Here is a 21,321-nt window from a genome sequence, read left to right as displayed (position 1 = left end):
CCGCGTTTGTAGTCAATTAAGTTGACTATATGTAATACCTATTGTACTATGTATAATATAGTCAATCAAATTGACTATATTATGTTGGTAGAACAAATAATGATTTATATAATATAGAATCAATGGAGGTTTCACATGGTTAATATCGTGAAAATTAGAGGGAGTGTATTTGCACCGTATGCATCGCTGGAACCTATTAAGGACCCTGCAACAGGAAGAGTGTTTGAATATGCTGGAGATGCACGTGAGTTTACACCACAAGCTGTGAACACAAAGCGTTCAAGGTTAGAACAAGAAGTAAATATTGATTTTTATAAAAGAGAAATTTTCACATATGCAGATGCTTGTATCGTCACCGTGAAGATTACAAATCCAGATGGCTCAATTGAGTATCAAAAGGGAGAAACAAGTACAGAAAACATTGTATGTACAAATATTGTATGGAGTGAAGATGAAGTTTCATTTGAAATGAGAGCAAGTGCAAGTAATCCTTTAAACGCAGCAGCACCTGCAGCTGATTATTTTTTGACTATACGAGCTAATGAAAGTGGTACTGTGAATATTGAAGGTGTACATGATGGTTTCCCTTGCTATGAATTTTATAAACAAGTAGATTTTGGTTCGTTTGAATTGATATACAAACATGATTTCAGAAAAACGGATGATACCCCAGCAGCACTAGCTGGAGAGATGGAATATAGCTTTAAAACGATAATCTAGCTGTAAATATAGCGCTATTTTTCAGAAGGAAGTAGCAAGCGTAAAAGAGAAAGCTATTTATTATGATAGCGAGATTGTGGGCTGTTTTACTCAAGATTATGCCGTATCTAAAATAAAATTATAGAGGTGTTTCTTATGACTAATATCGTGAAAATTAGAGCCAGTGTATTTATTCCAATGTCTTGGACTGAGGCTAAGAAGGATATGGAAACAGGAAAAGTAATTCAATTCGAAGGTGATTCACGTGAATTCACACCGTATGCGGTAAATGCGATGCGCTCTAGAGTTGAGCAAGAGGTAGTAGTGGATTTTTATAAAGAAGAAGTGTTTTCATATGCGAACACGGGTATTACGACAGAGAAGGTTACGAATCCAGATGGTTCTGTGAATAAAAGAACAGGAAAAGCGAGTACTGAAAATATTGTGTGCACGAATATCGTATGGAATCCTGGTGGTGTGCAATTTAAAATGAGTGCGAGTGCAAGTAATCCATTAAATATATATGCACCTCCTGTAGATTATTTATTACATGTATGTGTGAAAAAGGATGGTAGTATTGATATTCAAGGAGAGCATGATGGATTCCCTTGTTTTGAATTTTATAAGCAAGTAGATTTCGATTCATTTGAAAAAATATATACACATGATTTTAGAGAAACTGGTGATACAGCTGCAGCACTAGGCGGGAACATGGAGTATAGTTTTACAAAGAGATTATAGGAAGTATGAAAATGGAACGATGGATTGCTTCATTCGTAAAGAACTTGGAGATATCTAAGTTCTTTTTTATTTGTTTCAAATTTGTGAAAGAAAGACATATTGATTGAAATTAAATTTTTTATACTCTATTATATACCCATACGGGTATATGTTTTTGTGGTACATGAGAAAATTAAATAATATGGAGGTTTAAAATATGTCCAGAAAAATAGTTGTAGTAGGCGGAGTTGCCGGCGGGGCATCAGTAGCTGCAAGGCTTCGTCGTTTAAGTGAGGAAGATGAAATTATTATGGTTGAACGCGGTGAATACATTTCATTTGCAAACTGTGGATTGCCATATTATATTGGCGGTGTCATTACAGAAAGACAAAAATTATTAGTACAAACTGTTGAAAGGATGTCAAAGCGTTTTAATTTAGATATACGTGTATTGAGTGAAGTGGTAAAGATTAATAAAGAAGAGAAAACAATTACTATAAAGAATGTAACTACAGGTAAAACATATAACGAGGAATATGATGTTTTGATTCTTTCACCAGGGGCGAAACCAATTGTTCCACCTATTCCGGGCATTGAAGAAGCGAAGGCGTTGTTTACGTTACGAAATGTACCTGATACAGATCGTATAAAAGCGTATATTGATGAGAAGAAACCACGCCATGCGACGGTTGTTGGTGGTGGATTTATTGGAGTGGAAATGGTTGAGAATTTAAGAGAACGTGAGATTGAAGTTACTCTTGTAGAGATGGCGAATCAAGTGATGCCACCAATCGATTATGAAATGGCAGTATATGTACATGAGCATATGAAGGTGCACAATGTTGAGCTTGTTTTTGAAGATGGTGTAGATGCATTAGAAGAGAGCGGGACTGTTGTACGTTTAAAAAATGGTTCAATTATAGAGACAGATATGATTATTTTAGCAATTGGTGTACAACCAGAGAGTAGTTTAGCGAAAGATGCAGGATTAGCATTAGGAGTTAGAGGAACGATAAAGGTAAATGAGAAATTTCAAACATCTGACCCATATGTATATGCAATTGGTGATGCGATTGAAGTGAAAGATTTTGTTACAGAAACAGAAACGATGATTCCTTTAGCTTGGCCAGCTAATCGTCAAGGTCGCATGTTAGCAGATATTATTCATGGTCATACGGAGTCTTTATATAAAGGTACGATGGGAACTTCTGTGGCTAAAGTTTTTGATTTAACAGTTGCTTCGACTGGAGTAAATGAGAAAATATTAAAACGATTAAATATACCCTATGAGGTAGTACATGTACAGGCAAATTCTCATGCGGGATACTATCCGAATGCTACGCCAGTGCTAATAAAATTAATCTTTAATAAAGAAAGCGGAAAAATTTACGGAGCACAGGCTTTAGGGCGTGATGGAGTAGATAAGCGTATCGATGTTATTGCAACGGCAATGAAGGCAAATTTAACTGTAATCGATTTACCAGATTTAGAATTATCATATGCCCCGCCGTATTCTTCTGCAAAAGATCCAGTAAACATGGTGGGATATGCTGCAAGTAATATAGTAGATGGTTTTGTGGACACAGTGCAATGGCATGAAATAGATCACATTGTTGAAAATGGTGGGTACCTTATTGATGTTCGAGAACCTAATGAACTAAAACAGGGAATGATTAAAGGCTCTATTAATATTCCGTTAGATGAATTACGTGATCGATTGGATGAAGTACCAATGGACAAAGAAATTTATATCACTTGCCAACTTGGTATGAGAGGGTATGTTGCAGCGCGTATGTTAATGGAAAAGGGATATAAGGTAAAGAATGTAGATGGTGGTTTTAAGTTGTATGGGACAGTATTGCCAGAACGTGTTGTATATTGATATTTTTCATCTTCTACTTCAAGATTTAGTGGAAGATGAAAATCTATAGATTAAGGTTTTATTTTTTGGTTTGCGAACATATAAGACAAAAATTAAAAATAGGGGTTTACAAAATACCCTATAGGGTATAATATATTGTCATAGGTTATAAATGGTGACATAATGGTAATGAGGTGATTATAGAATGGAATATAATCAAGATATGAAAAATAGATTGAAACGTATTGAAGGTCAAGTTCGTGGTGTGCTTCGTATGATGGAAGAAGGAAAAGATTGCCGAGAAGTTATTACACAGTTAACGGCATCTCGTTCTGCCCTTGATCGTACAATTGGGCTCGTTGTTGGAACGAATTTAGAGCAATGTTTGCGTGAACAGTTTGAAAGTGGTAATGGTTCAAATGAAGAGTTAATTAAAGAAGCTGTTCAATTACTTGTAAAAAGCCGATAATCTGTCAAACATAATTGTTGACAGATTTTCAAAAACGTTTTAATATACCCCTGCAGGTATATGTATATGGATTGTGGAGGAATCGATTATGAGTATAAAAGTGGATATGAGTTTAGATTGTAAAGGTTTGGCTTGTCCGATGCCTATTGTGAAAACGAAGAAGGCGATAGAAGGATTGGCACCAGGGCAAGTGATTGAAGTTAAGGCAACAGATAAAGGATCTACGGTAGATATAAAAAGTTGGGCGAGTAAAGTAGGACATCAATATATCGGGACGAAACAAGAGGGGGATGTATTGGTGCATTATGTTAGGAAAGCAAACGAGCATGAAGTGAATGAAGTTGTGAAATATCCTCATACAATTACGAATGCAGAATTACAGTCTATATTGTCTCATGGAGAAGAGAGCATTGTATTAGATGTTCGCGAAGCAGCGGAATTTGCTTTTGGCCATATTCCATCCGCCATTTCGGTACCATTAGGTGAATTAGACAGCGCAGTGTTAGATGAGACGAAGCAAATTTATGTTATTTGCCGAACTGGTAATCGCAGTGATATAGCTTGCCAAATGTTGAATGAGAAAGGTTATTTAAATGTGAAAAATGTCATTCCAGGTATGGTAGAGTGGCAAGGGAATATAGAGAAGTAAATTTTTTTGAACGAAAATATACCTATGGGGGTAATTAAATGAATGTTAAACCGTTACAAGCAAAAGATGTGGCAGAGAAAGTTTTATTCGGAGAGTTATTTATTTTAGATGTTCGCAATGAGACGGATTATGAAGATTGGAAAATTGAAGGGAAACAAGTTTCTTCTATTAATAGACCTTACTTTGATTTGTTAGATGGTGTAGATCATATTGTAAGTGAATTACCTAAAGATAAAGATGTTTTAGTAGTATGTGCAAAAGAAGGGTCTTCTATATTTGTAGCAGAGCAATTAACAGAGGCGGGATTACAAAATATTTATTATTTAGCTGGTGGTATGAAAGCTTGGAGTGAATATGTGAAGCCGTTAAAAGTAGGGGATGTACAGGGCGGAGGAAGTATATATCAATTTAATCGTCTTGGAAAAGGCTGTTTATCTTATATGGTTGTTTCTAACGGTGAAGCAGCAGTTATTGATGCAGTAAGAACGGTTGAAGCATATGAGGAGTTTGCGAAAGAGCATGGCGTTACGATTACGAATGTAATGGATACACATTTACATGCAGACCATATTTCCGGAGGACGTAAGTTAGCTGAAAAGGTAGGTGGTACGTATTGGTTACCGCCAAAAGATGCCGAGGAAGTCGTTTTCTCATATGAACCACTTGTAGAAGGATCTGTTATTACGGTGGGGGGTACAAAAATTGAAATTGACGCGTTATACTCACCAGGGCATACGATTGGAAGTACGTCATTCATTGTAGATGATTCTTATTTATTATCAGGTGATATTTTATTTGTAGATTCAATTGGGCGTCCTGACCTTGCTGGTAAGGCTGAAGATTGGGTGAGTGATTTACGAAATACGTTATATACGCTGTATAAGGAACTGTCTCAAGATTTAATTGTTTTACCAGCTCATTATTCAAAAATAAGTGAAATGGATGAAAGAGGCATTGTGAGTGCGAGCTTACAAGAGCTATTTAAAGAGAATGTAGGGTTAAATATTGTTGATGAAATAGAGTTTCGTAAAACTGTGACAGAGAACTTACCGCCACAACCAAATGCATATGAAGAAATTCGTCAAACGAATATGGGGAAAATTCATCCGAGTGTGGAAGAAGAGCGTGAAATGGAGATTGGCCCAAATCGTTGTGCAGTGCATGAGTCATTATAAAAATAACAAATTGGAGGAATTGATGATGAATATAAAACAAGTATTAGATGCGAAAGGTTTAGCATGTCCAATGCCGATTGTAAGAACAAAGAGAGCAATGGATACTCTACAAACTGGAGAAGTGTTAGAAATACACGTAACGGATAAAGGGTCAGTTAAGGATATTCCAGCGTGGGCAAATAAAAGTGGTCATGACATCGTAAAGCATGTAGAAGAAGCTGATGTGCTGAAGTTTTGGATTAAGAAGGCGTAGGAAAAAAATATTGTTATAAATGCAGAGAGGTTGGTTATATGAACACAATATTAAGTACGCTTTTCATTGTACTTGCTGCATGGTTTGTTATTTCACGATTTTTACCAGTGAAAGGTGTGCAAAATATCAGTGGAAAAGAATTAAAGAATATAGTGGAAAAAAAGGGGAAACAACGTATCGATGTTCGTACAGTAGGTGAATATAGAGGAAATCATATGAAAGGATTTCAGAATATCCCGTTAAATGAGTTAGCTAGTAGAGCAAGTCAGTTAGATAAAAATAAGGAAGTAATCGTTATTTGCCAAAGTGGAATGAGAAGTAAGCAAGCTGCAAAGATGTTGAAAAAACTAGGGTTTCAGCAAGTAATAAACGTTTCGGGTGGTATGAATGCTTTGTGAGGAGGGACTTTAAAATGAAAGAAATGACAGCAAAAGAATTAGAAGAAAAATTGTTACGTAAAGAAGCAGTAAATATCGTAGATGTCCGTGAAGTAGAAGAAGTAGCAGAAGGGAGAATTCCAGAAGCATGTAATATTCCGCTAAGGCTATTAGAGTTTCGAATGCATGAGTTGGATAAAAAGAAAGAGTATATTATCGTTTGTCGCTCTGGCGGAAGAAGTGGAAGAGCAGTTCAGTTTCTAGAGAGCTACGGTTTTCAAGCAATCAATATGGTAGGTGGTATGTTAGCGTGGGAAGGTAAAGTCATATAGTGAAGTAAGTGATTTGGGCCTTTTTATAAATAAATAAATACCCCTATAGGTAATTGGAGGGAGAACAATATGGAACAACAGAAGAAAACAACAATCGTTTTATTTAGCGGGGATTACGATAAAGCAATGGCTGCTTATATTATTGCAAATGGCGCAGCGGCGTATGATCAAGAGGTAACTATTTTTCATACTTTCTGGGGATTAAATGCTTTAAGGAAAGATGAACATGTGAATGTAAAGAAAACATTTATAGAAAAAGTATTTGGAAAAATGATGCCACGCGGTGCTGATAAGATGGGATTATCCAAAATGAATTTTGCTGGCATGGGGCCGAAGATGATTAAAGGCATTATGAAAAAACATAACGCAATGCCTTTGCCAGATTTAATTGATTTGGCGAAAGAACAAGGAATTAAACTTGTAGCTTGTCAAATGACAGTAGATTTATTAGGGTTAAAAGAGGAAGAGATTATGGAAGGGGTAGAGTTTGCAGGTGTAGGGGCATATTTAGCAGATGCTTCGGATGGGAATGTAAACTTATTCATTTAAATCACCTTCTTTTTAGAAGGCGGGGGATGTAAGATGAGCTTAGTCGTATTACTTTTTATAATTGGGTTTATAGGATCGTTTATATCAGGAATGGTTGGGATTGGTGGCGCGATTATTAATTATCCGATGATCTTATACATTCCAGTATTGCTAGGATTTACTGGCTATACGTCACATGAAGTGAGCGGTATTACAGCGGTACAAGTATTCTTTGCAACTTTTGCAGGCGCGTGGGCATACCGGAAAAGTAATGACATGAATAAAACGTTAGTTATGTATATGGGAGCTAGTATATTAATAGGAAGCTTCATAGGGAGTTTCGGTGCTAACATATTAGAGGAACATACAGTCAATGTTGTTTATGCAGCATTAGCTACAATTGCAGCTATTATGATGTTTGTACCGAAACAAAATAATAGTGGAGATGTGAAGTATAATAAATGGTTAGCAAGCTTGTTAGCGTTCGTTGTAGGGGGAGCTTCAGGCATTATAGGAGCTGGAGGTTCGTTCCTTTTAGTTCCCATTATGCTAGTTATTTTAAAATTACCACTGCGCATGACGATCGCGACATCTATCGCTATTACGTTTATTTCCTCAATAGGGATTACTACAGGAAAAGTGATTACTGGGCAAGTAGTTATCATTCCAGCTCTAATTATTGCGGTTGCCAGTATATTTGCTGCGCCACTTGGAGCACGAGTCGGGAAGAGGCTAAATCAAAAAGTACTGCAATATGTATTGTCCACTTTAATTGTAGGCACTGCTGTTAAAATGTGGATCGATATGATATCAAAATAAAAGGATGGTGCTGCTTACAGCCCATCCTTTTATTTATTGTCCGTAAACCTAACGGATTATAGTTTTACTTTATGCCCAAATAACTTTCATTAAGTTTTTATATTCGTCATTTGCTAACTTATATAGCATTCTCGTATGTTCAAAGACAAGTGCTGGATTAAAGTTTGGTTCTGAGAATGCAAGAGATGCTGAAATATCAATTGCATTTTGCTTGTTTAATGTGAATTTTGCAAAGCGATAAGATGTGTTTAATTCATTAATAACATGTAAAATATCATTTGTTGATGTTGCATCAGGCACGTGAGCAACATTGAAGCAGTATATATCTACCGTAGGATGTTCGTTTTGGAAAGCAGCGATAAGTTGAATTTTTGCGCCAGCTTCTGTCTCTAATCCTACTGAAAAATGAACAGAGCCATCATTTTCATCTATATTTTCTTCCATGTATATATCGTTGGATTTTAAGTAGTCTTTAAAATCTGAGATGTTATGTTTTACTGCAGCTTTCATATGTATGAGCCCCCTGATAATTGGAATAGATTGCTACTATTTATTATAATTTAAAAATATTAAAAAAGATAGTTAGAAAGTTCTGATTTTTGATTCTGAAGAAATAAAAAGAAGCAGTACTCTACCTCCATAGAGTACTGCTTCTTTACTATTCATTGTCGTTAGACGATGGTTCTGTATCTTCACTGCTATTTTTGTTCTTATTTTTCACTTCATTGTTACTTGATTCGCGTTCACTTGAATTTTCAGACTTAGATTCTTTTGTCTTTTTCGAATCAGAGTCTGAGTCAGACTTTGTATATGCAGGTAGCCCAAGATGAGTACGAAGTTCATTTGTAACATTAGCTAATTCTTTTTTATCTGGATTGTAGTAGTAAGTTCGACCACCACCAGCAGATTTGCTACATGTATCGTCACCTTTTGCCATATAGCAATCATCACCTTGGATTTGTAATTTCTCAATTTCCGAATCCGATCCATATTTATAGAATGAAAGCATATCATCAAATGTTAAGTTTGTAACGAATTGTCCGTTAATATCATCAATGATGTTGCCAACTTTTGTTACAGAACCAACACTTGTTAGTTTCTTTAAAATAGCCTCGATAACGAGTTGTTGACGTTGTCCACGCATTGCATCGCTATCGATGTGTCTTGTTCTAGCAAGAGCAAGAGCTTCTTCGCCATTTAACTTTTGAACACCTTTTTCTAGATGAATTGCCTCAGCATTATCATTGCTATCTTGCTCAGTAAATTCAACTGGTACATCAACTTCAACACCGCCCAAGTCATCGACGATTTTTATAAATGATTTAAAGTTAAATTTCACAAAATAATCGACAGGAACATTCATTAATTTTTCAACTGCATCAATGCTTGCTTGTGGTCCGCCATTTTTTCCGTTTTTAGCAGAACCGAATGCATGAGCGTGTGTAATTTTATCTTTTTTCTTTTCTATTGGAATATAAGTATATGTATCACGTGGGATACTCAATAGTTTAACAGTTTTGCTATCTTTATTAAATGTTGCAAGTAAAAGCGCATCTGTTCTTATAGCTTCACCATATTCTTTTCCTCGGACATCGCTTTCATCAACACCCATTATTAAAACAGAGACGTTATTTGTAATAGGTTTTACAGCTTTATCTCGTAAATCAGATTTATCACCGCGTGCTAAATCGTGTGCGGCATTTCGAACAGCAGAAGATGCTTTATTTACTAAAAACCAAGTATAACCGCCGCCTATTAATAAAACGAATAGTATAGCGCTTATAATAATTTTTATTTTTTTCTTATTTTTTTTCGGTTTACTGCGTGTATTTTCTTGCAAAGATGGGTTTTGCTCCATTTCTTGTACTCCTTCATTTGGATTGAAATACGACACTCATATCCACTTATTATAATGAAATTTAGCGAAAAAAAACATTACAAATCATTTACATTTCGTAAAAATTCAATTTATTTATAAAAAGTCAGATTTTCTATATATTATTTTGTAGATGTAGAATAAGTATAAGGGCTATTAGTAGAAATGAAAATATATATTATGAGAAAGAGATAGGGAAGTAAGATTTGTTGAAATATAGCCAAGAAGAAATGAGTAAGCTTACTTATTTCTTCTATATAATAAAGAAGAATTTGACGGATAAAGGAGAGAGCATAATGAATCATACATCATTCCGAGCAATCGTTGTGAACGAAACGGGAAATCATCAGTTTATAAGAAAAGTTGTTGAGAGAGAAGTAAGTAGTTTACCTGAGGGAGACGTACTCATACAAGTTCATTATTCTTCATTAAATTATAAAGATGCTCTTTCAGCTACTGGTAATAAAGGTGTTACGAGAACGTATCCCCATACGCCAGGAATTGATGCCGCAGGAGAAGTTGTGAGTAGTGAAGATAACTCCTTTAAGGTAGGAGATCAAGTTATTGTAACGGGATATGACTTAGGTATGAATACTTCTGGTGGTTTCGGAGAATATATTCGCGTCCCATCATCTTGGGTCGTGCCTTTACCAGAAGGAATGTCATTAAAGGAAAGTATGATGTATGGGACAGCGGGTTTTACTGCTGCTTTATCGGTATATAAGCTTATTGGAGCAGGAATCAAGCCTAGTATGGGAGATGTTTTAGTAACGGGTGCTACAGGCGGCGTAGGGAGTGTAGCTGTTAGTATATTAAGTAAGTTAGGGTTTAACGTAGTAGGAGCGACAGGGAAAATGGAAGAGGAAGAAATGCTACTACGTCTAGGAGCGAAAAAAGTGATTCATCGCGCGGAATTAAATGATGAATCAGGAAGACCGATGTTAAAAGGGATATACGCGGGAGTTATCGATACTGTAGGTGGACATATGTTAGAAACAGCTTTAAAAACAGTAAAGTATGGTGGTTGTGTAACGACATGCGGTAATGTGGCAGGCCAGGAACTACAAACCACGGTATATCCGTTTATTTTACGAGGTATAAGCCTTTTAGGGATAGATTCCGTGCAATGCCCAGTAGATGTGAGAAGAGATGTGTGGACGCTTTTAGCGAAAGAATGGGGAAATAAAGAATTACTATCTTATACAGAAGAATGTACATTAGAAGAATTAGAGAAGAAGTTTGCACTTATATTGCAAGGAAAGTTAAAAGGAAGAACAGTTGTTAAAATATAATGAAAAAAGAGACGCTTAAGTTAGCGTCTCTTTCTTATTATAATGATTGTTTTAAATTGATTTTTCCTTGTTCGCCTAAAACACCGTCAGCGATATTTACAGCGTGATCGCCAATGCGCTCTAAGTTACTTACCATATCGACGAAGATGATACTTGCATCACCTGAACAGCTGCGTTCGTTTAGACGTAATACGTGACGTTTACGAAGAACACGTTCCATTTGATCGATTTTGCGTTCTTTTGCAATAACAGTTTGAGCTAGTTCAGTATCGAAGTTTGTTAAAGCTTCAACTGCGTCTTGCAGTGTTGAAATCGTTAATTCTAGCATTTCGTTTAATTCAGCTAATGCTTCATCTGATAGTGAAACACGGTTTGAAATTTGGAAATCTACAAGTTCTACAAGGTTTTCTACATGATCACCGACACGTTCAATATCTCCAACAACACCTGCTAAAACAGAATGTTTTTCAGAATCCGTAGGTGAAAGTGGCTTTTCTGATAGTAAAACTAAATACTCGGTAATTTTTTTATCTAAATTGTTAATAGCTCCTTCTAATTGAGTAGCCATGTTTGCGTGTTTTTTGTCTTGTGTATTTAAAAATTGATTTGCTTCTTTTAATCCATGTAATGAGAACTCAGCCATACGGATAATCTCTTTTTGAGCTTCAGTTAAAGCGATGGCTGGAGATTGTTCAATAAAGATTGGATTTAAATGTTGCGGTTTGAAATTAATAGCAGAATCTTCGCCGCGAATAATTTTTGTTACAATCCATGCTAATACTGCAATGAATGGGAACTGAATGATTGTATTTGTTACGTTAAATGTTCCGTGTGCAAATGCAATGGTCATTTCTGGATTCAAGTTTAATGATGTTTGGAAATATTGAATTAAACTTGTAAATGGTACTAATAAAATTGTAAAGATAATGGTACCGATAATATTAAAGATAACGTGAACTAATGCTGCACGTCTTGCTGCAATTGAAGTACCGATTGCTGCTAATACTGCTGTAATTGTCGTACCGATGTTATCACCGAATAATACAGGAAGAGATGCTTGTAAATCGATTGCACCTTGACCGAATAGTTCTTGTAAAATACCGATTGTTGCACTTGAGCTTTGTACAATTAAAGTGAAGACTGTACCGACAACAATTCCTAAAATTGGATTATCACTCATGCTAATCATTAAATCTTGGAATGACTCTAAAGAACGAAGAGGTTTCATACCTGCGCTCATTAATTCTAAACCGAAGAATAGCATACCAAAACCGAATACAACTTGACCTACAGAATGTACTTTTTTATTTTTAAAGAAGAATAGTAAGATCGCTCCAACTGCCATAACTGGGAGAGCATATTCTCCGATTTTAATTCCGATAATAAATGCAGTAACTGTCGTACCGATGTTTGCACCCATAATAACACCGATTGCTTGTCTTAATGTCATAAATCCGGCACTTACAAGTCCGACTGTTAAAGCGGTTGTTCCTGAACTGGATTGGATTAATACAGTAACTAACATACCTGCTAGTACACCCATAAGTGGGTTTGTTGTAAAACGATCTAGAATATCACGAAGACGATCTCCAGCTGCTTGTTGCAGTCCATCGCCCATGTATTTAATCCCGAATAAGAAAATACCTAATCCACCAATGAACTGGAAGATCATATCTTGAACATTATATTCCACGCATTCCACTCCTTAAATTTCATGTACGATGTAATTATTAACTGAACCTTGAGGCACTGTAAACGGTTTGGTAGTAAAATTTACACTAATTTTACAAAGAGAAGAAAAGTTTACAATCCCTTAAAGAAACAGCTGTATTTTATTGGTTTTCATCTTGTATAAATCTTAATTTTGTAAAGAAATCACACTTTTTAGAATAATAATGTCCAGTTGAATATCAAGGAAAGCGTCTGCGAGTTCATCGTATATTTTTTGATGAAAGTTAAAAAAATATGTAGGAAAATGCATGTAGTTTTATAACAGCAAAACGAGGGGGAATAATTTTTTAACACGATAAAAAAGCCACTGATTTATCCAGCAGCTTTTTCCGTGTTTTTATCGCTATGCTTTTGTTTTCTTATGCTTGTAATGTAAATGAAGAGAAAAGCAATAAGTAATAGAGAGGAGTAACGATATACAGTTGCATAGTTTGTAAAATGAGCAATAAATCCAAATATAATAGCTCCAGCGCCGATTCCAAGGTCAAATGCGGAGAAGAATGTAGCCGTTGCTACGCCGCGTCGATGCGGTGCTACGCGGTCAATCATCCATGCTTGTAGTGCAGGTTGGATCGCTCCAAAACCACTTCCGTAACATGCTGCAGCAATAATTAAGCTCGGAATTGTCGTCGTATACGACAATAAAATAATACCTGTAAACGTTATAATAACTCCCGGAATAATGACGAATGTATGGCCTTTTGCATCATATAGCTTTCCAGAGAATGGACGAGTTACAGCGATTGCTAGTGCGTTACATAAAAAGAAGAGGCTAATATCAGCTATGCCCACTTCTGTAGCAAATAGTGTGATAAAACTTCCGATTCCTCCGTACATTAATGTAATACATAATATTAATAATGAAGGAAGTAAAGCTTTACGCTCAATAAATCCATCGAGAAAAGTACTAGATGATTGTTGTGGAGGCTGTTTCGTTTTTTGGATTTGAAGTAGTTTCGTTAATATTAATGAAACAATTGTGCACGATAATGCACATAAAAAAAGAATTGTGAAGTTATATGTTTGCATAAGCCATAGTCCGATAAGTGGACCGAGGGCCATTGCGATTGTTCCAGAAAGACCAAAATATCCCATGCCTTCTCCGCGGCGAGCTGAGGGAATTAAATCAGAAACGACAGTTCCATATGTAGTCGTTGTAATACCGAAACCAGCTCCGTGTAAAATACGAACAGCAAGCAAGAGAAAGATAGTTGAGGCGAAAAGGTAACTGCCCATAGCAAGTAAACAAATAGCAGTACCGATCATTAAAATGATTTTTTTATTGAATTTTTGCAAGGCGTTCCCAGTTAGCGGTCTAACAAAAAGTGCCGCAACGGTAAACATGCCGACAACCAATCCGATATTGGAACTTGTGCCACCAATTTCTTTCACATAAACAGGTAAGGTTGGAATTAACATTTGAAACCCTAAAAACATACATAAGTTTGCAAAAATTAAAGCAACAAACTCTTTTGTCCATAACGGTTCTCGTTTTACGAGTATTGCTTCTCCCATATATTCATCCCCTATATAAAATTTTCTCTTTTCTTTCGAGTATATGTATTGGCCAATGCAACAGTCAAGGAAGGTGTCTTGAAAACGGATAACAATTTTTAAGGTGAAAAACTGACAAATTTGTGTAAAGGCTACACAACTATGAAAAAAAGATGTAAAGTATAGATGTATAGACTTGTAGGTGTTAAGAATGATAGAAATTGTTTTTTCTTTAAAGAAAGCGGATTCAAAGGAGTAGTGAACAAGAAGGGGATATATACTTTTTCACTACATATATTTGAAAAGGTTTACAATATGATGAAGAAAGAGGCGTGTACATATGAGACGATTAGGTATTTCTATTTATCCAGAACATTCAACAGTAGAGAAAGATAAGGAGTATTTAACATTAGCAAGTAAATATGGATTTACACGTGTGTTTACATGTTTATTATCTGTGGATGGAGAAAAAGAGAAAATTATAGAAGAATTTAAAGAAACGATCTCTCATGCGAATGCATTAGGGTTCCAAGTATTAGTTGATATTAGTCCATCTGTTTTTGAACAATTAGGTATTTCGTATAATGATTTATCATTCTTCCATGAATTGGGTGCGTACGGTATTCGTTTAGATGTTGGTTTCTCAGGATTAGAAGAATCAATTATGACTTATAATCCGTATGGTTTGAAAATTGAGATTAATATGAGTAATGGTACGAAGTATGTAGATAACATTATGAGTCATAGACCAAATCGTGAAAATTTAATTGGTTGTCATAATTTTTATCCGCATCGTTATTCAGGGTTATCATACGATCATTTCATTAAATGCTCGAAACAATTTAAAGATTACGGTATGAGAACGGCTGCTTTTATTTCATCATTTGATGCAACATACGGACCTTGGCCAGTAACAGAAGGGTTATGTACATTAGAGCAGCATCGTGAATTACCGATGACAACACAGGCGAAGCATTTATTTGCGACGGAATTAATTGATGATATTATTATTGCAAACGCATATGCGTCAGAAGAAGAATTACAAGCACTAGGTGCATTAAATAAAGAGAAACAAACATTTGATATAGAACTATATGATACAACGACAGAATTAGAAAGAATTATCGTATTAGACGAACCACATTTTTATCGCGGAGATGTATCTGAATATATGATTCGTTCTACACAAAGTCGTGTGAAATATAAAAAAGAAGAGTTTAAACCTCATAATACGCGTGAAATTAAGCGTGGAGATTTATTAATTGATAATGAACAATATGGCCAGTATAAAGGCGAATTACAAATTGCATTAAAAGATATGGTGAATACAGGAAAAACAAATGTAGTTGGTCGAATTGTAGAAGAAGAGATTTTCTTACTAGACTATTTACAAGCATGGGATAAATTCGGATTCACATTAAAGAAATAGAGAGAATATAAAGGGGAAAAACTACTGATTTCAGCAGCTTTTCCCCATTTATATATAAAGAGCGAGAGGAAGAGCTATGACAAAGGTGCATCAGCGATTAATTTCTATTTTAGAGGAGTTTTTAGAAGAGAAATCGATGTTAAATCGAGCTTTTTTAGCGGGCCGTTTACATGTATCGACGAAGACGATTCAAAAGGATATAAAATTATTAAATGATATATTGGAAGAAAACGGAGCGAAAATCGAATCGCAAAGAGGGACTGGGTACGAATTAGAAATTATACAAACGAAGAAATTTGAAGACTTTTGTGTGAGTCTATTTCAAAAACAGACGGAAAAGATCCCAACTTCTTATGAAGAAAGAATAGCGTATATTCTGCATCGTGTTTTAACGACAGAGGGATATGTGAAGCTTTCAGAATTAGCAGAAGAGATTTATGTGAGCAAATCAACGGTCAATTTAATTATGAAAGATGTTACAGATATATGTAGTCGCTATAAATTACAAATTGAGAAGAGACCGTATTATGGTATACGTATTGTTGGAGAGGAATTTAATATTCGTTCTTGTTTATCACAATATGGTTTACCGCGTTATGACCATACTCCGTTTCATGAGCAATTTGAGCAGACGGAGACGTATTTATCGCTACCTCATATATCACTCATTCGTTCAATTATATTAAAGTATATTGAAGGCGGAACAATATATTTATCTGATATAGAAATTGATAATTTGGTCATTCATATTGCAATCGCATTAAAGCGTTGTCAAAGTCAACATTATATGAAAGGACTGCATGCGGAGCAATCAGAACTTATAATAAAGAAAGAATATACAATTGCGAAGCAGATTTTAGGAGATTTAGAGAAAGAGTTAAAATTTTCATTTCCAGAAGAAGAAGTATTATATGTGACGATGCATTTATTAAGTACTGCTGTTACAACGAGAGATCGCTATGAAAATGTAGAAGAGCTATTAGGGAAAGATATATATGCATTTATGCAACATATTCTTTTTAAAGTAGCGGAAGAACGGAATCTTATTTTTTATTATGACGAAGAATTATTATTTGGATTTGGTATTCATTTAAAAACGTTATTAAATCGTTTGAAGTATAAGTTAAATACGAGAAATCCTCTTTTGGCAGAAGTGAAAAAGAATTATCCGTATGCTTTTGAAATTGCGGTTCTTGTTGGAGATATCATTGGTGAATATACGGGTGAATCGATCCCTGAAAGTGAAATTGGCTATATTGCAATTCACTTCGGCGGAGCGATGAGCCGTTTGCAGGAGCAAAATCAAAAGAAAAGATGCTTATTAGTTTGTGCGACTGGTCAAGGAAGTGCACAACTATTAAAATATAAAATTTTATCACAGTTCCGAGATAAATTAGAGATTGTAGGTATTACAGGCTATTATCAATTGAAAGTAGAAGATCTTTATAAAGAAAAAATAGATTGTATTATTAGTACGATTCATATACCGAGTGGCTTGCCTGTTCCAGTTATAAAAGTGAATTCAATATTTGATGATAAAGAGATTAAATCGATTGGTCAGCGGTTGTTTACGCATGTGAATACTAGTGTGCAGCCTTATATTAAGGAAGATTTAATCTTTTTAAATCATAGTGCTTCTACGAAAGAGGATGTTATTCAGTTTTTATGTGAGAAAGCTGCTGAGAAACATTATGTACAAGAAAACTTTTATGCTTCTGTTATGGAAAGAGAAAATACGTCTCCGACAGCGGTTGGGAATTCAGTTGCAATCCCGCATCCGATGCAGTTATTAAGTGAGGAAACTTTTTTGATGTTTTGCACACTTGAAAAGGCTGTTGATTGGGGAGATAAAAAAGTACAAGTAATTATTTTATTTAGTGTAAAGCGCAATAATAATGAAGATTTGCAAAGGCTTTATGATTTTTTATATGATATTATGTCTAGTCAAACTACGATAGAGAAACTTACTCAGACCGAGGTAATTGAAGATTTTCAAGAGATTTTATTATCATTTTGAAAAAGTATATAAAAACTTCCGTTACATAACGGAAGTTTTTTATGTTTAATTGTATGCGTTTTCATAATAAGATAAAAATATAGAAAACATATAGCTTGGGGGAATTTAAAATGGCTGATATGCAAACTCCATTTGCGTTAATTTTACATGGTGGCAATGCGAGAAGTGCAGCGCTTGAAGCAATCGCTTTTGCAAGACAAGGAGATTTTGAGAATGCGGGTGAAAAGATGAAACTTGCTAGTGAGGAAATTTCAGCAGCGCATCGTATTCAAACGGATTTAATTCAAGAAGAGGCAAGAGGAATTCATGCAGAAATCAGTTTACTGTTAGTGCACGCACAAGACCATTTAATGAATGCAATTACAGTGAAAGAACTAGCTGAAGAATTTATTACTCTTCATAAACGAGTAGAAGAGAAAGTGACAGTATAAGATGTATATTTTATTATGTTGTGCAGCAGGTATGTCAACGAGTATGGTCGTAAGAAAAATGCAAGAAGAGGCAAAGAAACAGGGGAAGAATTATAAAATTAAGGCGGTTGATTCAGAACTTGTGAAACTTGAAATAAAAGAAGCCGATGTCGTTTTAATCGGTCCACAAGTGAAATATTTATTTCCAGCTGTAGAGTTTCTTGCAAACTCATACAACATACCAGTTGCAATTATAGACCAACGAGATTATGGCATGTGTGATGGTTTGAAAGTGCTTAGGCAAGCAGAACAATTAGTTTTAGCATAATTATATCTTTTTAAATATAAACATTATAATGTTATAAAGTTTATTTCATTCTTTTATAGTAGAGAGAAAGAGGAGGGCTATTGATGAATGGGTTTATGAGTTTTATGGAACAAAAGATTATGCCAACAACGCAAAAAATTGCAGGACAACGACATTTATTGGCAATTCGAAATGGGGTTATTTCTACATTACCGTTAACGATCGTCGGGTCATTTTTCGTTATCTTTTTAAATTTACCAATTGATGCATATATGGAATGGATTGCACCGTTTCGCCATATTTTAGATATTCCATTCCGATTTACAGTAGGACTAATGGCCTTATACGCAGCGTTTGGAGTAGGGGCTTCGCTCGCGAACTTTTATCAGCTCAATCAATTAAGTGCAGGGCTACTATCTGTACTCGCCTTTTTACTAGCATCAGTTGAACCAATTCAAATTACGAAAGCTGTACCAGGTGTTATTGATGCAGGTCGATATATTTCAGTAGGAACATTAAGTGCAACGTCTTTATTCGGCGCAATTGTTACAGCATTAATTGCAGTAGAAATTTATCATTTTATGATTAAGCATAATATTTCAATAAAATTACCAGACAGTGTACCACCAGCAGTTTCAAATTCGTTTGCAGCATTAATTCCAACATTAGTAGTTATTCTTTTATTTTGGGGCATTCGCTACGGTTTGAAATTCGATGTAAATACAACAATTACATATTTAATCGCACCATTAAAATCAGTACTAGTAGGAAATAACTTATTCGGTGGTTTATTAACAGTATTCTTAATCGTGTTCTTCTGGTCATTTGGTATACATGGACCGGCGATTTTAGGACCAATCATTCGTCCGATGTGGGATTCAGCAATTCTTGAAAATATGGAAGTGTTCACGGCTACAGGAAATGCACATCAGTTACCAAACTTATTTACAGAGCAATTCATTCAATGGTTCGTATGGATTGGCGGATCAGGCTCAACGTTAGCTTTAGTAATTATGTTTATGTTCTCTAAATCTAAGTTCCTAAAAGAGTTAGGTAGATTATCATTCGTACCAGGTTTATTCAATATTAACGAGCCAATTATTTTCGGGGCTCCGATTGTAATGAACCCAATCTTAATTATTCCGTTCGTTATTACACCGCTAGTGACAACGACAGTATCATATTTCGCAGTTGTTTCAGGTATGATTCCACTCATGATGGCGAAACTGCCATTTACGATGTTAGCACCAATTGCAGCGATTATTAGCACGGACTGGACAATTATGGCTGGTGTACTTGTACTTGTTAACTTTGCGATCTCATTCGTTATTTACTATCCATTCTTCAAAATGTATGAGAAACAACAATTAGCAGGAGAGGAGAAAACAGAATGCTCGGAGCAATTATCATCTTAATTACATTCGTGGTCGGACAGTGTATTGCCCATTATTCGAAATGGGTACAAAGTAAATCTTTATTAGTGTTACTACTAGTATCAGTTTTATTTATCAGTTGTTCAATGGGTGCATATGTAATGTTAGGATTGCAATCACCTTACGTAATTATTGTACCGACAATTTTATGTGCAACGTGTTTATCTGCAAAATATAGATTTACGAGCATGGCATTAATACAACGTGTGAAGGAGATGCAAAAGCATGGAGCGTAAATTAGGAATTTCACTTTACCCAGAACATTCAACGAAAGAAAAAGATATGGCTTATATTTCCGCAGCGGCACGACACGGTTTTTCAAGAATATTTACTTGTTTGTTATCTGTGAATCGTCCGAAAGAAGAAATTGTAGCTGAATTTAAAGAAATTATTAATCATGCGAAAGATAACAATATGGAAGTTATTTTAGATGTAGCTCCGGCTGTGTTTGATCAGCTTGGTATTAGTTATAGCGATCTATCATTTTTCGCAGAGTTAGGCGCAGACGGTATTCGTTTAGATGTAGGTTTTGACGGATTAACGGAAGCGAAAATGACGAATAATCCGTACGGTTTAAAAATTGAGTTAAATGTAAGTAACGATATTGCGTACTTAGAGAATATTCTTTCGCATCAAGCAAATAAATCAGCTTTAATTGGTTGTCATAATTTTTATCCGCAAAAATTCACTGGTCTTCCGTACGATTATTTCATTCGTTGTAGTGAACGCTTTAAAAAGCATGGTATTCGCAGTGCAGCATTTATTACATCACATGCCGCAAACATTGGTCCATGGGATATTAACGACGGATTATGTACGTTAGAAGAGCATCGTAATTTACCAATTGAAGTACAAGCGAAGCATTTATGGGCAACAGAGCTAATCGATGATGTCATTATCGGAAATGCTTATGCGAGTGAGGAAGAGTTAGAGAAACTAGGAAACTTAAATCGCTACATGTTACAGCTAAAAGTGCACTTTGTAGACGAAGTGACTGAAGTAGAGAAGAGAGCTACGCTGCAAGAATTACACGTAAGACGCGGCGACATAACAGAGTATATGGTACGTTCTACAGAAGTACGTAAAAAGTACAAAGACTATGACTTCCCAGTGCGTGAAAGTGTGCTACAGGAAAGAGGGCAAGTTGTAATTGGAAATAATTCATTTGGTAAGTATAAAGGTGAACTGCAAATCATTTTAAAAGAAATGCCGATAGATGAACGGAAAAATATCGTCGGTACAATTGCGGAAGAGGAGCTATTCTTACTAAATTATGTAGGAGCTTGGACGCAGTTTACTTGTGTGGAATAGGGAAGATAGGGGGCGTTCCAAATTTTGGACCGCCTTTTTAATATTAAAGTACTTTTAACGTCAAAATTTGTCGGTAAATCGATATCTCTTGTCGAATCGTTGATATATTATAAGTTACGATAGATATATTCGAAAAATC

23 protein-coding genes are annotated in these 21,321 nt (G+C 35.4%); 19 read left to right on the top strand and 4 right to left on the bottom strand.

The window, feature by feature from the left end:
- The first annotated feature begins 135 nt into the window (after positions 1–135).
- From AC1Q51_RS14900 to AC1Q51_RS14850, 11 genes are all read left to right on the top strand, one after another.
- Positions 136–720 (top strand): DUF3238 domain-containing protein, encoded by a 585-nt coding sequence (locus AC1Q51_RS14900; protein ID WP_000247262.1) that lies wholly within the window; start codon positions 136–138, stop codon positions 718–720.
- Between the two features lie 135 nt (positions 721–855).
- A complete protein-coding gene (locus AC1Q51_RS14895) occupies positions 856–1,440 on the top strand; it encodes a DUF3238 domain-containing protein (protein ID WP_000182102.1) in 585 nt (194 codons plus the stop codon).
- A gap of 196 nt (positions 1,441–1,636) precedes the next feature.
- Entirely contained in the window at positions 1,637–3,301 is a 1,665-nt protein-coding gene (gene cdr, locus AC1Q51_RS14890; RefSeq protein ID WP_065482277.1) for a CoA-disulfide reductase, read from the top strand.
- 184 nt (positions 3,302–3,485) lie between these two features.
- The gene (locus AC1Q51_RS14885; RefSeq protein ID WP_000456206.1) at positions 3,486–3,749 is read left to right on the top strand and encodes a metal-sensitive transcriptional regulator; all 264 of its coding nucleotides are present in this window, start codon (positions 3,486–3,488) and stop codon (positions 3,747–3,749) included.
- 88 nt (positions 3,750–3,837) lie between these two features.
- Complete coding sequence (locus AC1Q51_RS14880; protein ID WP_000023953.1) at positions 3,838–4,398, top strand: sulfurtransferase TusA family protein; 561 nt, start codon at positions 3,838–3,840, stop codon at positions 4,396–4,398.
- 38 nt (positions 4,399–4,436) lie between these two features.
- Positions 4,437–5,573, top strand: a complete 1,137-nt coding sequence (locus AC1Q51_RS14875) for an MBL fold metallo-hydrolase (RefSeq protein WP_001101341.1) — start codon at positions 4,437–4,439, stop codon at positions 5,571–5,573.
- Positions 5,574–5,595: 22 nt separating this feature from the next.
- Positions 5,596–5,826, top strand: coding sequence for a sulfurtransferase TusA family protein (locus tag AC1Q51_RS14870; protein ID WP_014481958.1), 231 nt, complete (start codon positions 5,596–5,598; stop codon positions 5,824–5,826).
- 38 nt (positions 5,827–5,864) lie between these two features.
- A complete protein-coding gene (locus AC1Q51_RS14865; RefSeq protein ID WP_063546510.1) occupies positions 5,865–6,224 on the top strand; it encodes a rhodanese-like domain-containing protein in 360 nt (119 codons plus the stop codon).
- 14 nt (positions 6,225–6,238) lie between these two features.
- Complete coding sequence (locus tag AC1Q51_RS14860; RefSeq protein ID WP_000661802.1) at positions 6,239–6,535, top strand: rhodanese-like domain-containing protein; 297 nt, start codon at positions 6,239–6,241, stop codon at positions 6,533–6,535.
- 69 nt (positions 6,536–6,604) lie between these two features.
- A complete protein-coding gene (locus tag AC1Q51_RS14855; protein ID WP_000437741.1) occupies positions 6,605–7,084 on the top strand; it encodes a DsrE/DsrF/DrsH-like family protein in 480 nt (159 codons plus the stop codon).
- Positions 7,085–7,117: 33 nt separating this feature from the next.
- Positions 7,118–7,882 carry a sulfite exporter TauE/SafE family protein gene (locus tag AC1Q51_RS14850; protein WP_000060742.1) on the top strand — a complete coding sequence of 255 codons (765 nt, stop codon included), beginning with the start codon at positions 7,118–7,120 and terminating at the stop codon, positions 7,880–7,882.
- 69 nt (positions 7,883–7,951) lie between these two features.
- Here the strand turns inward: AC1Q51_RS14850 and AC1Q51_RS14845 are convergent, their stop codons facing one another.
- On the bottom strand, positions 7,952–8,392 hold the full coding sequence (locus AC1Q51_RS14845; protein WP_000642361.1) for a hypothetical protein: 441 nt from the start codon (positions 8,390–8,392) through the stop codon (positions 7,952–7,954).
- A 148-nt stretch (positions 8,393–8,540) separates the two neighbouring features.
- Complete coding sequence (locus AC1Q51_RS14840; protein WP_086402826.1) at positions 8,541–9,740, bottom strand: LCP family protein; 1,200 nt, start codon at positions 9,738–9,740, stop codon at positions 8,541–8,543.
- Between the two features lie 314 nt (positions 9,741–10,054).
- Here AC1Q51_RS14840 and AC1Q51_RS14835 point away from each other — a divergent pair, with 314 nt between their 5' ends.
- The gene (locus AC1Q51_RS14835) at positions 10,055–11,050 is read left to right on the top strand and encodes a YhdH/YhfP family quinone oxidoreductase (RefSeq protein WP_098672378.1); all 996 of its coding nucleotides are present in this window, start codon (positions 10,055–10,057) and stop codon (positions 11,048–11,050) included.
- 37 nt (positions 11,051–11,087) lie between these two features.
- Here AC1Q51_RS14835 and AC1Q51_RS14830 read toward each other — a convergent pair whose 3' ends face one another.
- A complete protein-coding gene (locus AC1Q51_RS14830; protein ID WP_000456275.1) occupies positions 11,088–12,743 on the bottom strand; it encodes a Na/Pi cotransporter family protein in 1,656 nt (551 codons plus the stop codon).
- A 350-nt stretch (positions 12,744–13,093) separates the two neighbouring features.
- On the bottom strand, positions 13,094–14,296 hold the full coding sequence (locus tag AC1Q51_RS14825) for an MFS transporter (RefSeq protein ID WP_000503255.1): 1,203 nt from the start codon (positions 14,294–14,296) through the stop codon (positions 13,094–13,096).
- Between the two features lie 319 nt (positions 14,297–14,615).
- On the opposite strand from AC1Q51_RS14825, the gene AC1Q51_RS14820 reads away from it, so the two are divergent.
- From AC1Q51_RS14820 to AC1Q51_RS14790, 7 genes are all read left to right on the top strand, one after another.
- Entirely contained in the window at positions 14,616–15,704 is a 1,089-nt protein-coding gene (locus AC1Q51_RS14820) for a DUF871 domain-containing protein (protein ID WP_353812563.1), read from the top strand.
- Between the two features lie 76 nt (positions 15,705–15,780).
- Entirely contained in the window at positions 15,781–17,721 is a 1,941-nt protein-coding gene (locus AC1Q51_RS14815; RefSeq protein WP_090978466.1) for a BglG family transcription antiterminator, read from the top strand.
- A 110-nt stretch (positions 17,722–17,831) separates the two neighbouring features.
- Entirely contained in the window at positions 17,832–18,152 is a 321-nt protein-coding gene (locus tag AC1Q51_RS14810) for a PTS lactose/cellobiose transporter subunit IIA (RefSeq protein ID WP_090978468.1), read from the top strand.
- A gap of 1 nt (position 18,153) precedes the next feature.
- Positions 18,154–18,459: a PTS sugar transporter subunit IIB gene (locus AC1Q51_RS14805; protein WP_000275645.1), complete on the top strand. Its 306-nt coding sequence runs from the start codon at positions 18,154–18,156 to the stop codon at positions 18,457–18,459.
- A gap of 83 nt (positions 18,460–18,542) precedes the next feature.
- Complete coding sequence (locus AC1Q51_RS14800) at positions 18,543–19,853, top strand: PTS sugar transporter subunit IIC (RefSeq protein WP_001013057.1); 1,311 nt, start codon at positions 18,543–18,545, stop codon at positions 19,851–19,853.
- Positions 19,829–20,107: a hypothetical protein gene (locus AC1Q51_RS14795; protein ID WP_090978470.1), complete on the top strand. Its 279-nt coding sequence runs from the start codon at positions 19,829–19,831 to the stop codon at positions 20,105–20,107. The genes AC1Q51_RS14800 and AC1Q51_RS14795 overlap by 25 nt, the downstream gene beginning before the upstream one ends.
- The gene (locus AC1Q51_RS14790; protein WP_090978472.1) at positions 20,097–21,182 is read left to right on the top strand and encodes a DUF871 domain-containing protein; all 1,086 of its coding nucleotides are present in this window, start codon (positions 20,097–20,099) and stop codon (positions 21,180–21,182) included. Before AC1Q51_RS14795 ends, AC1Q51_RS14790 begins: the two co-directional genes overlap by 11 nt.
- The last annotated feature ends 139 nt before the right edge of the window (positions 21,183–21,321 follow it).

The sequence above is a fragment of the Bacillus sp. MT94 genome (assembly GCF_058792475.1).
This window is presented reverse-complemented; position numbering and strand designations above follow the sequence as displayed.